This is a genomic window from Micromonospora narathiwatensis (assembly GCF_900089605.1).
Classification (GTDB): domain Bacteria; phylum Actinomycetota; class Actinomycetes; order Mycobacteriales; family Micromonosporaceae; genus Micromonospora; species Micromonospora narathiwatensis.
The window spans coordinates 1,566,601-1,580,576 of the sequence record NZ_LT594324.1; the positions used below are offsets into that span (position 1 = coordinate 1,566,601).

The following is a 13,976-nucleotide window of genomic DNA, read 5'->3' on the forward strand; positions in this document are numbered from 1 at the left end:
CCCCACGGGCCGGCGGCCACCTCCTAGCATCGGGGAATGCGTGTGCTGGTGGCGTCCGCGCCTCTGCTCGGTCACGTCTTCCCGCTGCTGCCGCTCTCCCTCGCCCTGCGCGACGCCGGGCACGAGGTGCTGGTCGCCACGGCGGCCGACGGCCTTGCGGCGGCCCGGTCCGGGCTGCCGGTCCGCGACGTCGCGCCGGCGTTCGACTTCGGACGGATCGCCCGCGGCGTCATGCTGCGGCATCCGCTGATCGCCCGCGCCGAGCTGACCGGCACGGCCGGCACCCGGGGCGGTGCCCTCCTTTTCGGACAGGTCAACGAGGAACTGGCCGACGGTCTGGTCGCCCTGGCCCGGGAGTGGTCACCCGACCTGGTGGTGTACGAGCCGTTCGCGGTGGCCGGCGCGCTCGCGGCCGCCCGGGTCGGCGTCCCGGCGGTGCGCCACGAGAACTCGCTCTTCGACGGGCGCGAGCTGGTCCGGGTCACCTCGGAACGGCTCACCCGGGCGCTGCGCCGGCACCGGGTCGCCGCGATCCCGCCACCCGCCGGGGCGATCGCCGTGTCCCCGCCCAGCGTGGTGGCACAGGACGGCTGGCCGATGCGCTACGAACCGTACGCCGGCGGCGGTGAGCTGCCGGGCTGGTTGCGCGAACCGGGCGAGCGGCCGCGGGTGCTGGTCAGCCGGAGCACCGTGGCCGGTCCCGGCGGGGCGGGCCCGATGCGGGCGGTGGTCGCGGTCGCCGACCGGGTGGACGCCGAGTTCGTCCTGGTCCGGCCGGACGGGCGGCTGTCCCGCTCGGCGTTGCCGGCCAACGTCCGGACCGTCGACTGGATCCCGCTCAACGCGGCCCTGCCGGCCGCTGCGGGGCTGGTCCATCACGGCGGCGCGGGCGGCGTTCTCGGCGCGTTGGCCGCCGGGGTTCCGCAGGTCGCCACCCTCGGTCCGGGGGACCGGCGGTACAACGCCAGGTTGGCGGCCGACCGGGGCGTCGGCATCGCCGCGCCGGCCGGCGGGATCACCGCGGACGTCCTGACCCGGCTGGTCACCGACGCCGAGCTTGCCGCGGCGGCCGGGCAGGTGAGCCGGGAGATCGCGGCGATGCCGCCGCCGGCCGAGCTGGTGGCCCGGCTCGAATCGCTGCGCTGACCTCCGGATATGCCGCCGGCGCGGCGGCCGGGATGCGCGCTGGCCGGAGGCAGGATGAGCCGATGGCACACATCCTGCTGTTGCACTCCGTCCACGGGCGACGGCCCGCCGTGCTGGCCGCCGCCGACCGGCTGCGCGCCGCCGGGCACGAGGTCACCACCCCCGACCTGTACGGGCTGCCGGCGGCGGACACCGTCGAGGAGGGCTTCGCGCTGCTCGACAAGGTCGGCCGGGACACCGTGCTGGAGCGGGCCGCCGCGGCGGCACGCGACCTTCCGGGCGAGACGGTGCTGGCCGGCTTCTCGATGGGCGCCGGGGTGGCCGGGGCGCTGCTCGCCGAGCGGCCGCGGACGGCGGCGCTGGTCCTGCTGCACGGCACCGGCGGCGCCCCGGAGTCGGTACGTCCGGGGCTGCCGGTGCAGCTGCACCTCGCCGACCCCGACGAGTACGAGCCGCCGGACGAGGTGGACGAGTGGCGGCGGGCGATGACCGCCGCCGGCGCCCGGCTGGCCGTCTACCGCTACCCGGGCCCCGGGCACCTCTTCACCGATCCCGAGGCGCCCGATCACGACGCGCTGGCGGCCGCGCTGACCTGGGACCGTACCCTGGCGTTCCTCGCCGACCGCTGAACCGTCGGCGCCGGGTCGCGGGTGGGTCGGTGCGGCATGGGCGCGGGCGGCATCGCCGCGCCCGGCGACCGGGCCTGAATCGCTTGCGCCATCAGCTCTGTGGTGGGTGCGGAGGACCACACCCGGTGGCCGATCTCGCCGTCGCCGGCCGTGCGGCCGGGCGCTCGACGGTGTGGGTGCCTCGTCGGGCCGGCCGGCGTCGGGTGACGACGTCGGGGCGGAGCAGCCCCGTGCCCGCTCCGCCCCGACGCCGGGCTCAGGCGGCGGCGAGCGCCGGCGACCCCGTGGTGGTGCCCGTGTCACCGGGCCCCGGTGTTCGTGCCCCTACCCGGCGCGTCGCTCCCCGACCCCGCCCCGGGAGGGCCGGGGGCCCGAGGGACGGCAGAGCCGACGGGTGACCCCACGCGCGCTGGGACGCCCCGCCCGGTAGCCCCGCGCGTTCGGACGGCCCGCCGGGTGGCAGCCCCGCGCGCCGGGACGCTCCGTGGGGTGGCCGCACCGCCTGGTGGGACGCTCCGTGGGGTGGCAGCACCGCCTGGCGGGACGAGGCGCAGGGCGCCGAGACACCGGGCGGGCCGCCCTCGGGGCGGGAGGCCGCCGGGCGGACGGCGGCGCGGTGCGGGCCCGGGGACGTGAGGGGGAGCGGCCGGCGGGCGGTGGGCACGACGCCGGTCGACACCGGAGACGACCCGGCACCCGGCCGGCCCGCCGCGAGACCAGGGCCGGCCGTGGCGGGGACGCCGTCCGGGCGCCCACCCGCGCCGGCCCGGTCGGCCGTCGTGGGCCGCGGGGTGAGCCGCGCCCGACGGGCGAACCCGGCCCGGAGCGCGCGGGGCAGTCGGTGCCGCGCCACCCGGGCCACCGTGGGGTCGGCGACGGCGTACCCGTCGGGGCCGCTGCGGCGCAGCAGGCCGGCCGCGACCAGGCGGCTCAGCGTCGGCTCGGCTCGGCCCGCCGCCCAGCCGAGCAGCCGTTCCACCGTGGCGGCCGGGAACTCCGACCCGTGGGCCGCGCCGGCCATCAGCACCGCCCGCTGGTCGCCGTCCAGCCGGTCCAGCCGGGCGTCGATCATGCGGCGGACCGCGTCCGGCACCCCGGCCGGGTCACCGTCCTCGCCGAACGCCCGGACGTAGGCTCGCGCGACGGCCGGATTGCCGCCGACCAGGGGCAGCAACTTCGCGGCCAGCGCCGCCGGCCGGCCGGCCCGGTCCAGCAGGTGCCGCAGCAGCCGACCGGTGTCGACGGCGCCCAGCGCGGGCAGCGGCACCCGGCGCCGCCGGCCGCCGGCCCCGGGCAGCAGGTCGGCCCAGCCCGTCCCGTGCGTGGCGAGCACGGCGAGGGGCAGGTGCCGCTCGCTCGCCGTGGCGAAGAGCCGGTGCAGGAACCGGCTCAGCGTCGGGGCGGCGCGGTCCAGGTCGTCCACCGCCACCACCACCGGCTGGCCGGCGGCCACGGCGAGAAGCACCTCCCGCCAGACCTCGGCACCGCGACCGGCCGCCCCCGCGTCCCGTGGCGCCGCGACGAACTCGACCAGCGCGTGCGCCGCCGCGCCGCACCGGACCGGTGGCAGCAGCCCGTCCAGCGCCGCGGCCAGCCGTCGGCGTGCGGTCGCGGCGGGGTCCGCGTCGCGGGCCCCGGCGAAGGCGCGGACCATGTCGGCCAGCGGCGCCAGGTCCCCCTCGGGGTACGGCGGGCACTGCGCCACGAACCAGCGGACCGGACGTCCGTCCACCGTCGACACCGTGCGGGCCAGCTCGTGCAGCAGCCGGCTGCGCCCGCTGCCGCTCGGCCCGACCAGGGAGATCCAGCGCGGCTGGCGGTCCCGCACCGCGCGCAGGATCTCGTCGCCGGCCGCGGCCAGCTCCCGCCGCCGGCCGACCAGCGGGCCCTGGTGGCGGGCCGGCGTCGGCCGGGCCACCCCGGTCACCCGCCAGACGTCCAGCGGCGACGCCTTGCCGGCCACCGCCATCGCCGCCAGCGGGCGCTGCTCGACCAGCCCGGCGGTGGCCCGACGGGTGGCCGCGCAGATCACCACACCGCCCGGTGGGGCGTACTCCTGGAGGCGGGCGGCGGTGGTGATCACCGCGCCGCTGGCGGTGCCGTGCGCGCCGTCCCGCGTGGCGGCCAGGTCGACCAGGACCTCGCCGGTGGCCACGCCGACCCGGACCCGCAGCCGGGTGCCGGCCGGTGCCCGCCGGTCCAGCGCATCCTGGATCTCCAGCCCGGCGCGCACCGCCCGGTACGCGTCGAACCCGTCGGAGCCGTGCGCGCCGAACAGCGCCATCACCGCGTCGCCGACGTACTTCTCCACCACGCCGTTCCACCGGCGCAGCACCCCCGCCACCGTGCCGAAGTACGCGCGTTGCAACTCCCGGACGTCCTCCGGGTCGAGCCGCTCCACCAGACCGGTCGAGCCGACGATGTCGGCGAAGAGCACCGTGACCGTACGTCTCTCCTCGGGCACCGGCCAGCGCGTGACGGTGGCGGCTTCCCGACTACCCACGATCGTGGTCATTGGCATCGCACCCACCCTTTCGCCCCGCCCGGTGCCTGACGACCTCCGGAGACTTTCACCACCGGATCGTCGGGGGATCTGTAGGACGACGTATGTCGACCACCCGCAACCTTTAGTCGCAATGTCGACGCGAGAGGTACCACTGGCACCCTGAGCCCGTAGAACGGTGCGGGGACCTGTGATTAGGCTGCGAGCCATGGGCAGCGATGTGGACACCGCACCGCTCGTCGGCCGTGGTGACACCCTGGCGGCGCTCCGGTCGGCACTGCTCGACGACGTCGCGGCCGGCCACACCGCGGCGGTCTTCCTCACCGGCGAGAGCGGGGTGGGCAAGACCCGGCTGCTGGCCGAGGTCAGCGACCGGCTGCGGGACGCGGGCGCGCTGGTGCTCACGGGTTCCTGCCTGGACATCGGCGACGCCTCGCCGCTGCATCCGTTGCGGCAGGCGCTGCGTCGCTTCGACGCCGAACTCACCGAGGCCCGTACCTCCTCGGCGGTGCGTGGCCTGCTCCAGGTCTTCGACGAGGAGACCCCGGGGCCGGACGGCGCGGGCGCGCTGCTGGAGCGGGTGTCCCGGGGGCTGCACGTGGTCGCCGGCGGCCGGCCGCTGGTCCTCGTCCTGGACGACCTCCAGTGGGTCGACCGCAGCACCCGGCAACTCCTGCTCTATCTGCTCGCCGGCCTCGGCGATCTCCAGCTCTCGGTGCTCGCCGCGATCCGGGCCGAGGCGTTGCAGGGCGCGCACCCGCTGCGCCGGGTGCTCACCGAGCTGCGCCGGCTACGGTCGGTGCGGGTGGTCGACCTGGCGCCGCTGGACCGCGCGGGCACCGACGGGCTGGCCGCCGCGATCGTCGGCGCGCCGCTGCCCCCGGACGCCGCCGACCAGATGTGGCAGCGCAGCGGCGGCAACCCGTTCGTCGTCGAGGAACTGGCCCGGGACCTGCGCGACGGCCGGGACGGCCTCTCCGACACGCTGCGCGAGGTGTTCCTGGCCCGGGTCGACGCGCTGCCGGAGCACGCGCACGCCGTGGTGCACGCGGTCGCCGCGGGTGTCGAGCCGGTGGAGCACTGGCTGCTGGCCCGGGTGGTGCCGTTGCCCGAGGCCGAGCTGATCGAGGCGGTGCGCGCCGCGGTGGCGCACCGGCTGCTGGTCGGCGCCGACGACGGCTACCGGTTGCGGCACCGGCTGGTCGCCGAGGTGCTGGCGCACGAGCTGCTGCCCGCCGAGCGCGCCGCGCTGCACCGTCGCTACGCCGAGACGCTCACCTCGGCCACCGCCGAGCTGCACCAGGCCCGCCTGGCCCACCATTGGCGGCTGGCCGGCGAACCGGGCCGGGCGCTGCCGGCCGCGATGGCCGCGGCCCGCGAGGCCGAGCGACTGCACGGGTACGCCGAGGCGCACCGGCACTGGTCGGCGGCGTTGCAGCTGGCCACCGCCCCGGCGGCGGTCCCGCCCGACCCCGCCCGGCCCGCCCCACCCGGGGTGGACCGCGTCGAGCTGCTGGAGCACGCCGCCGAATCGGCGCACCACTGCGGCGAGCACGTCCGGGCGTTGGCGCTGCTGGAGGAGCTGGCCGGCGATCCGGCCGGCCCCCGGGCCTGCGCCCTGCACATCCGCCGGGCCCGGTACCTGGCCGCCGCCGGCCGGTCCGCTCCGGCGGAGGCCGAGTACCGGCGGGCCCTGGCGGCGGTCGACTGCACGCCCGGCGAGCGGGCCAGCGCCGCCGCGCACCTGGCCGAGCTGCTGCTGCACCTGGGCCGGTACGCCGAGGCCGGCGACCAGGCGCGGGAGGCGCTCCAGCTCGCCGGCGAGGTGCCGGGCTCCACCTCGGCGGTGGTGCTGGCCAGCGCCGCGCTCGGCTTCAGCGAGGCATTCCTGGAGGACCCGGACGGCGGGCTGGCCGTCATGCGGCAGGCCCTGGAGACCGCCGAGCGGTCCGGCCGGCCGGAGGACGTGGCGTTCGCGTACCTGCACCTGGCCGAGCTGCTGACCGGGCCGCTGAACATCCTCGAGGAGGGCGTGGTGGTGGCCCGCCGCGGCGCGGAGCGGGTCGCCGAGCTGGGGCTCGGCCGCACGTGGGAGACCCGGCTGTTGGCCATCGCCACCAACGGGCTGTTCCGGGTCGGGCAGTGGGCCGAGGCGGAGAAGGTGGTCGCCGCCGCGCTGCGGCACCGGCCCTCCGGCGCGGACGCGGTGGAGCTGCTGCTCGCCCGCTGCCGGCTCTCCGTCGGGTACGGCGACATCGAGGCCTCCGACCGGGACCTGGAGGCGGTGGCCACGGTGCTCGCCGGCGGCGGTGCCCGGCACGTGCTGCCGATGCTCATCCTGCGGGCCGGGCTGGCCATGTGGCAGGGCCGGCACGACCTGGCCCGGCAGGCCGTTCAGCGGGGGCTGACCGAGAGCCGCTCCGACGATGTCATCGTGCTCGCCACGCTCGCCTGGCACGGGCTGCGGGCGGAGGCCGAGGCGTACGGGAGCCGGACCATCGCGGTGGATCCGACGGCGGTACGCCGGCTCCGTGAGGTGGTCGAACGGGTGGCCCGCAAGAGCGAGAAGGCCGGTGCCCCGGTGCGCTACGTCGCCGACGGCTTCCTGGCGCTGTGTGACGCCGAGATCAGCCGGCTCGACGACGGCCGGGGCGATCCGGAGCTGTGGGCCCGCTCGGCGACCGAGTGGGACCGGCGGAACCACCCGTACCCGGCGGCGTACTCGCGGCTGCGGCAGGCCGAGGCGCTGCTGGGCCGGCGCGTACGGGTGGCCACCGCGGGCAAGCTGCTGCGGCGGGCGCACCAGATGGCGCAGGGGCTGGGCGCGGTGCCACTGAGTTCGGAGATCCGGACGGTGGCCGGCCGGGCGCGGGTGACCCTGGAGGAGGGGCCGGCCGTCGTCCGTCCCGCGCCCCGGCCCCGGTCCGCGACGTCGGCAGCCGCACCGGCGGTGGACGAGTTGGCCGTGCTCACCGCCCGGGAACGGGAGGTGCTCGCCGCCGTCGCCGAGGGACTGACCAACCGGGAGATCGGCCAGCGGCTCTTCATCAGCGAACGGACCATCGGGGTGCACGTGTCGCACATCTTCGACAAGCTCCAGGTCCGGACCCGGGTGCAGGCCAGCGCGATCTTCCTGCGTAACCGTCCCGAGTGAGACGTACACAGGTCGCGGTGAATACGTAGTTCTACTGATCCGGCCGGCTCGCGCCGGCTGGCAGGCTGTCCAGCGTCGCCGGTGGCGCCGGCCGGCGCAACGCCACAGTGGAGGGAAGATGACCGAACCGGTCTGGGGTCCTGTGCACCAGGACATCGTCGGGCTGCTCGCCGACCACCCCGCCGACGTGCCGGCGGTCGTCGACCACCTCACCAAGCTTCAGGACCTGCTGGTCCGGCTGCCCCCGCTGGAGGAGAGCTGCCCCCTGGCGGACTTCAACAAGCTCTACCTGGTCATCACGAGCACGGTCCTCGACGGCCTGTACGACGACCGGTTCACCGACCCGGCGTTCCTGGCCCGCCTGGACGTGGAGTTCGCCGCCCGCTACTTCGACGCGTTGCGGCTCTGGACCGAGTCCAGCCCGAACACCCCGAGGGCGTGGTCGTGCCTGTTCAAGCGGATGCGCGGCCCGGACGCCCGGCCGCTGCCCTCGGCCGCCGCCGGGGTGAACGCGCACATCAACTACGACCTGCCGTTCGCGCTGGTGACCACGTTCGACAGCCTGGAGTCCGAGCCGGTCGACGGCACCGAACAGCACCGCGACTACCTGGAGATCAACAAGATCTTCGCCGAGCGGATCCCGGGGCTGCGCCGGGGCTACCTGGACCACTGGCAGCTCATGATCGACATGCTCAACGGCGACATCGACGACTGGTACCAGGGCGAACTGGTGGAATACACCCGGAACGTCGCCTGGCGCAACGCGCAGAAGATCTGGCGTTGCCGGCACGACCCGGAGGCCCGCGAGTGTGAGCGGCGGCGGCTGGACGACAACGCCGCGCGGTTCGGCCGGTTGCTGCTGTCGCCGCTCGGGGCGTTTCTCCAGTAGCCGGGGCCTGGCTGGGCGACCACGGCGGCACGTACTCCCTCACCACGACGCCGCGCCGTGGAACCCGGTCCGGTCCGCCCGCCAGGCACCGGAGATCCCACCGTGCCGCCCCGATGATCTCCACCGGTTGTCGGGTTCGGCCGGGCGGCGCCCGGGGGACCGCCTACGGTCGGTTCAGGGCCGAAAGGGATGCACATGGCGGAGGGACGGGACGGGGCGTCGCAGCCCCGGCGCCCGCGGGGGCGGCGCAACCAGGCGCAGGCCGCCGCGGCGGATCGTGCGCTGCGTGCCGCCCGCGACCCGGGGTACGGCGACCGCGCCGGCCGGGAGCCGGTCCAGATCCCCGCCTGCGTGGAGAGTCCGGTGCGACCGCGCGAGCCGGCCAGCAGGCTGAGCCGGTGGCTGTCCCAGCACCAGGTGCAGCCGGTCGGCCCGGAGACCCGGGAGCACCAGGCGGCCTCCCACGCCTGGTGGCAGGTGATGTGCCTGACCGGCGTCGACTACTTCTCCAGCCTCTCCTACGTGCCCGGTATCGCCGCGGTGGCGGCCGGGGCGCTCTCCCCGCTGGCCACCCTGCTGATCGTGGCGCTGACCCTGTTCGGGATGCTGCCCATGTACCGACGGGTGGCCGGGGAGAGCCCGCACGGCCAGGGCTCGGTGGCGATGCTGGAGCGGCTGCTGCCGTTCTGGCGGGGCAAGATCTTCGTACTGGTGCTGCTCGGCTTCGTGGCCACCTCGTGGATCGTCACGATCACGCTGTCGTCCGCGGACGCCACGGTGCACCTGCTGGAGAACCCGTACCTGCCGAATTCGTTCCCGCACGGCGGCACCGCCGCGGTGGTGGTGACCGGGGTGCTGCTGCTCATCCTCGGTGGCGTGTTCCTGATGGGGTTCCGGGAGGCGGTGCAGGTCGCCATCCCCCTCGTCGCGGTCTTCCTCGTGCTGAACGCGGTGATCGTGGTCGTCAGCCTGTCGCACATCATCGCCGACCCGACGGTGGTCAGTGGCTGGACGCAGCGGTTGACCACCACCGGCGGGGTCGGCGGCCTGGTTCGCACGTCCGTGCTGGCCTTCCCGCTGCTGGTGCTGGGGCTCTCCGGTTTCGAGACCGGGGTCAGCATGATGCCACTGATCAAGGGAAACGGCGTGGACGCCGAGGCGCGGCTGCGGGCACGGATCCGCAACACCCGCAAGCTGCTCGCGGCCGCGTCGCTGATCATGTCGGTCTACCTGATCGCCACCACGTTCGTCACCACGGTGCTGATCCCGCCCAAGGAGTTCCAGCCCGGCGGAGCCGCCAACGGGCGGGCGCTGGCCTGGGTGGCCCATGAGCACCTGGGCGAGGGGTTCGGCACGATCTACGACATCAGCAGCATCCTCATCCTCTGGTTCGCCGGCGCCTCGGCGATGGCCGGGCTGATCAACATCGTGCCCCGCTACCTGCCCGCGTACGGCATGGCGCCGGAGTGGGGGCGGGCCATCCGCCCGGTGGTGCTGGTCTACACGGCGATCAGCATCGCCATCACGGTCGCCTTCCGCGCCGACGTGAACGCCCAGGCCGGCGCGTACGCCACCGGGATCCTGGCGATGATGGTCTCCGGCTCGATCGCGGTGACCATCTCGGCGTACCGGGCGCGGCACCCGTTCGCCGGGCTCGGCTTCACGGTGCTCAGCCTGGTGCTGCTCTACGCCCTCACCGAGAACGTGATCGAGAAGCCGGACGGCATCGCCATCTCCGGCCTGTTCATCGCCGGCATCATCGCCGTCTCGCTGATCTCCCGGGTGTCCCGGACCACCGAGCTGCGCGCCGAGCGGATCGAGTTCGACGAGCCGGCCCGGCGGTTCGTCGCCGAGTCGGTCGCCCACGACGGCCAGCTCCACCTGATCGCGAACAAGCGGCAGAGCGGCGCGATCAAGGAGTACCGGTTCAAGGAGCGCGCGCAGCGCGGGATGAACCCCGTGCCGGGCGCCGCCGACGTGCTGTTCCTGGAGATCGACGTGAGCGATCCGTCGCAGTTCAGCCAGGTCCTGCGGGTGTACGGGGTGGAGGCCGGCGGGTACCGGATCCTGCGGGCCAGCAGCCCGGCCGCGCCGAACGCGATCGCCGCCATTCTGCTGGCCCTGCGTGACGCCACCGGGGTCCGCCCGCACTGCCACTTCGAGTGGTCAGAGGGGAATCCCATCGCGCACCTGTTGCGTTACCTGATCCTCGGCCGTGGCGACACGCCGCCGGTGGTCCGCGAGATCATCCGCAAGTCCGAGCCGGACCCCACCCGCCGCCCCGGCATTCACGTCGGCTGACCGGCGGGGCCTTGGCCCAGCCTCCTAGGACGGCCTGCGGGTGGTGACGAGGTACGGACGGTGACGACCCCGGGCACGACGAGGCCCGCGCCGCGGGGGAGCGGGCGCGGGCCGGCGGCGGCGTCTACTTCGACGGCTCGGGGAGGGCACAGTCCACCTTCGGGTTGGCGCCGATGTAGTTCAACGGACCGGCCACGATGGTGACCAGGATCGTGCCCGCCTCGGCGCAGTTCTTCTCGTCGTTGGTGTAGTACCCGCGCTGTCCGGCGGCGATCGCGCCGATGATGAGCCAGATGACGACCAGGACGCCTAGTATCGAGGTGCCGCGCATGGGTTGCCTCCACAGGGGTGTGGTGGTTTCGGGGTGAAGGCCAGGTACCCAGAACAGGGTCACCGTCAAACAGCGCCGCGACGCCGGCGCGGGCCGATTTCGACCATCACGGTCGGGTCAGTGTGGCGGGGACGGGTTCTCGGGCGGCACGCTCCGCACCGACGGCTACCCGGACTCGTATCTGGTTCCGGGCTTTCGATCCCGCCTGGCCGGCCCCGATCGCGCCGTGCCGGAAGGTTCGTCCCGGGCCGGTGCTGACGGTGTCAGCACCGGCCCGGGACGGGTTCAGGCGTTTCCGCCGGCGGCCGGGAGCACCGGCTCGGCGCCGGCCAGCACCTTCGCCTGCTGCGGCCAGGTCGCCAGGCCCGGCGCGGCGCGCAGGCCGGCCGCCTTGATGACCTCCCGCAGCGCCGCCTCGTCCAGCTCGGCGAGTTGGCGGTAGGTGCGGATGCCGGCGTCCTGGAGGCCGGCCGCCATCTTGGGCCCGATGCCCTGGATCTTCCGGAAGTCGTCGGCGGGCCCGTTGTCGGGCGTGGCGGGCTCCGCCGTGGCCACCGCGCCGTTCTCGACCGGGGTCCGTGGCACGGGGATGGTCGCGGGGGCGACCGGCTCAGCGGGAGCCGTGGCCGGCTCCACTTCGGCCGCAACGGGCTCCGTCACGGTGCTGGCCGGCTCGGGCTCGACGGTGGCGGGCTGCTCCGCCTCAGCCGGCTCGGCGGCGGCGTCCTCCGCCTCGGCCGCGTCGGCGGCGGGTTCGGCGTCGGCCGGCTCGGCCGCGTCGGCGGCCGGCGGGACGGTGGTCTCGGCGACCGGGGTGGCCTCCTCCCGAGCCGGGGCCGGCTCATCGATGACCGCAGCGGGTGGGGGAACCTCGTCAACGACCGTGGCGTGCCGTTCCTGGTCACCAGGGGCGCTCGCGGGGTCACCTTCCACGATGGGCGCCGCCTGGTCAGTGGTGGTGCGGCCGCCGGCCAGCACCCGCCAGATCACCAGGCCCGTCACCACAGTCAGGATCCCGACCAGCCATAGCGCGAAACTCGGCGACACGGCCAACCTCCTCCTCAGTATGTGAACGAAAGTCGCGAGAAAACTCGGGGCAGCTTCCCACACGCGGGTCGAGGACGACAGGGCGGTCCGCGGCTTTCGTCGCTGATGAGACGGACTCGTACCGGGAGGTGGCGGTCGGGTGACCGAGCGTGTGCCGCTGGTCGGGCTGAGGTGGGCGTCCCGGACCCTGGTGCCGTATGAGGGTTCCGGGACGCCCGGTCTCAGCCTTCCGCGCCCGGCCGGGCGTAGAAGGTCGCGTCGACGGCGTCCCAGCTGTAGAAACAGCCGGCGACGGCGTCCCGGGGGGAGCGCCAGGTCGGCAGGTACGGCGACGTGTGCGCCGACAGCCGCTCGTTGACCCGCTGGTAGAGCGGGTGGTTGCGGGCCCCGGCCGCCGCGTCCGGGTCGACGTCCGCGATTTCCATCAGGTGGACGCACAGGTCGTGCAGGCAGTACAGCGACCGGTGCCGGACGCCGGTCAGACTGGGCAGCTCGGTCGCGTCGGACTCGGCGAAGATCTGCGCCACCCGTCCCTCCGCGCCCGGCACGATCCGGCTGACGACCAACAGTCGACTCATCGGGACCCCTCTCGCCGGTGAACCCCCCGGGCTGGGGCGGGGGGCGTCGGACACCGTGTGGGAAGAGCCTGCCCGGCCGGCTGTCACCTCTCCGTCACCATTGGTGGCCGCCCGGTGACGGCGGTGAATACCCCGGCGCGCCACCAGGCCGCCGGGGCGTACGACGCCGCGCGCCGGGGCCGGTGGTGGGTGTCGTCGCTCAGCGGGGCGCGGTGGGGGCGGTGTGACCCCGTTGCGGGGCGGGAGCGCTCGATCCGGGGTGCGGGGCGGGGCGTTCGGGCCGCCGGGCCGGGTCGGGCGGCTGGCGCCGGGTGGCGCGCCGGATCGGGGCGAGGGTGTCGTCGAGCAGCGCGCACATCGCCGGGGACGGCTCCAGGCGTAGCTCGCGCAGCAGCATGTCGCGGTAGACGTAGAAGGCGTGCACCGCCTCGAACGCGTTGCCCTCGGCGAGGTGGATGCGGACCACCAGGCGGTGCGGGGTCTCCCGCAGCGGTTCGGCGGCCATCGCCTCCAGGGCCGCCTCGAGGGCCTCATCGTGCCGTCCGGCGGCGAGGTGGTTGCCGGCGAGCTGCTCCAGCATGTGCAGCCGTAGCTGGCGCAGGCGTTCGCGTTCCAGCAGCACCCAGTCCTCGTACCAGCCGGGGAGCAGGTCGTGCCGGCCGGCGTTGCCGGCGGCGGGCGGCAGCTCGCCGGCCCGGACCCGGGCGGCGACGTCGACCAGCTCGTCGACGTCGAGGTGGACGGTGTCGCCGAGCCGTACGGCGTCGCCGTCGGTGAGCAGGGGGCAGCACGGGTCCTGCCGCAGCCGCCACAGGGCGGTGCGCAGCGAGGACAGTGCCCGCTCCTCGGACGCCTCGGGCCAGAGCAGTCCGGCCAGGTGGCTGCGGGTGGCGGCCGGGCGCAGTCCGATCAGGGCGATGACCCGTTGCAGCCCACGGGGCACCACCACCGGCGTGTCGCCGTGGAGCAGCCGGAAGCCGCCGAGCAGGTGCAGCGACACCCGGGGTGTGGACGGGTCCCCGGCTGTCGGCATCCTTGATCCACCGGTCACGGGCGCAACCCCCCTGCACCGGAACCCTCGTCCCGGCCGTTCCTCTTGCCCGGCGCGGCAGCCCCCGCGACCGCGGTGTCGGAACGGCTCCGCCGCTGCGGCGGACGACGCTTTTCGCCAGGCTGACCGGAACGGAGGCTATCAATCAAAGTTACGCTGAGTCAACAGGGCGTCGCCTAGGCGACCAGCCGCAGTGGTCCAGCGATACCGATGTTGAACTGCGAAGAAGTGTCGTCATGAATCGATATCAGATGATCTTCGCATAGCTCGGGCACAGGTTCCGTCAACGCAGCGTCACCAAAATCCGATTTGGAAGGCCGCTGGGTGACGCCGCGTTGACGGTGTCG

Annotated in this window: 10 protein-coding genes; 5 read left to right on the top strand and 5 right to left on the bottom strand. The window is 75.0% G+C overall.

Going from position 1 to position 13,976, the window contains the following annotated elements; translation table 11 throughout:
* Window positions 1-36 precede the first annotated feature (36 nt).
* A complete protein-coding gene (locus tag GA0070621_RS07050) occupies window positions 37-1,146 on the top strand; it encodes a nucleotide disphospho-sugar-binding domain-containing protein (RefSeq protein WP_091192480.1) in 1,110 nt (369 codons plus the stop codon).
* 62 nt (window positions 1,147-1,208) lie between these two features.
* On the top strand, window positions 1,209-1,775 hold the full coding sequence (locus tag GA0070621_RS07055; protein WP_091192481.1) for a dienelactone hydrolase family protein: 567 nt from the start codon (window positions 1,209-1,211) through the stop codon (window positions 1,773-1,775).
* A gap of 256 nt (window positions 1,776-2,031) precedes the next feature.
* On the opposite strand, the gene GA0070621_RS07060 is transcribed toward GA0070621_RS07055, so the two are convergent.
* Entirely contained in the window at window positions 2,032-4,296 is a 2,265-nt protein-coding gene (locus tag GA0070621_RS07060; protein ID WP_167666673.1) for an AAA family ATPase, read from the bottom strand.
* A 190-nt stretch (window positions 4,297-4,486) separates the two neighbouring features.
* On the opposite strand from GA0070621_RS07060, the gene GA0070621_RS07065 reads away from it, so the two are divergent.
* From GA0070621_RS07065 to GA0070621_RS07075, 3 genes are all read left to right on the top strand, one after another.
* Window positions 4,487-7,432, top strand: coding sequence for a helix-turn-helix transcriptional regulator (locus GA0070621_RS07065; protein WP_091192483.1), 2,946 nt, complete (start codon window positions 4,487-4,489; stop codon window positions 7,430-7,432).
* A gap of 118 nt (window positions 7,433-7,550) precedes the next feature.
* Window positions 7,551-8,321 carry a DUF5995 family protein gene (locus GA0070621_RS07070; protein ID WP_091192484.1) on the top strand — a complete coding sequence of 257 codons (771 nt, stop codon included), beginning with the start codon at window positions 7,551-7,553 and terminating at the stop codon, window positions 8,319-8,321.
* A gap of 195 nt (window positions 8,322-8,516) precedes the next feature.
* Window positions 8,517-10,622, top strand: a complete 2,106-nt coding sequence (locus GA0070621_RS07075) for an APC family permease (protein ID WP_091202127.1) — start codon at window positions 8,517-8,519, stop codon at window positions 10,620-10,622.
* Between the two features lie 124 nt (window positions 10,623-10,746).
* Here GA0070621_RS07075 and GA0070621_RS07080 read toward each other — a convergent pair whose 3' ends face one another.
* From GA0070621_RS07080 to GA0070621_RS07095, 4 genes are all read right to left on the bottom strand, one after another.
* On the bottom strand, window positions 10,747-10,953 hold the full coding sequence (locus tag GA0070621_RS07080; protein WP_091192486.1) for a hypothetical protein: 207 nt from the start codon (window positions 10,951-10,953) through the stop codon (window positions 10,747-10,749).
* A 285-nt stretch (window positions 10,954-11,238) separates the two neighbouring features.
* Entirely contained in the window at window positions 11,239-12,000 is a 762-nt protein-coding gene (locus GA0070621_RS07085; protein WP_091192488.1) for a helix-hairpin-helix domain-containing protein, read from the bottom strand.
* A 221-nt stretch (window positions 12,001-12,221) separates the two neighbouring features.
* On the bottom strand, window positions 12,222-12,578 hold the full coding sequence (locus GA0070621_RS07090) for a TcmI family type II polyketide cyclase (RefSeq protein WP_091192490.1): 357 nt from the start codon (window positions 12,576-12,578) through the stop codon (window positions 12,222-12,224).
* Between the two features lie 199 nt (window positions 12,579-12,777).
* Window positions 12,778-13,611: an AfsR/SARP family transcriptional regulator gene (locus tag GA0070621_RS07095; protein ID WP_091192491.1), complete on the bottom strand. Its 834-nt coding sequence runs from the start codon at window positions 13,609-13,611 to the stop codon at window positions 12,778-12,780.
* Window positions 13,612-13,976: the final 365 nt, after the last annotated feature.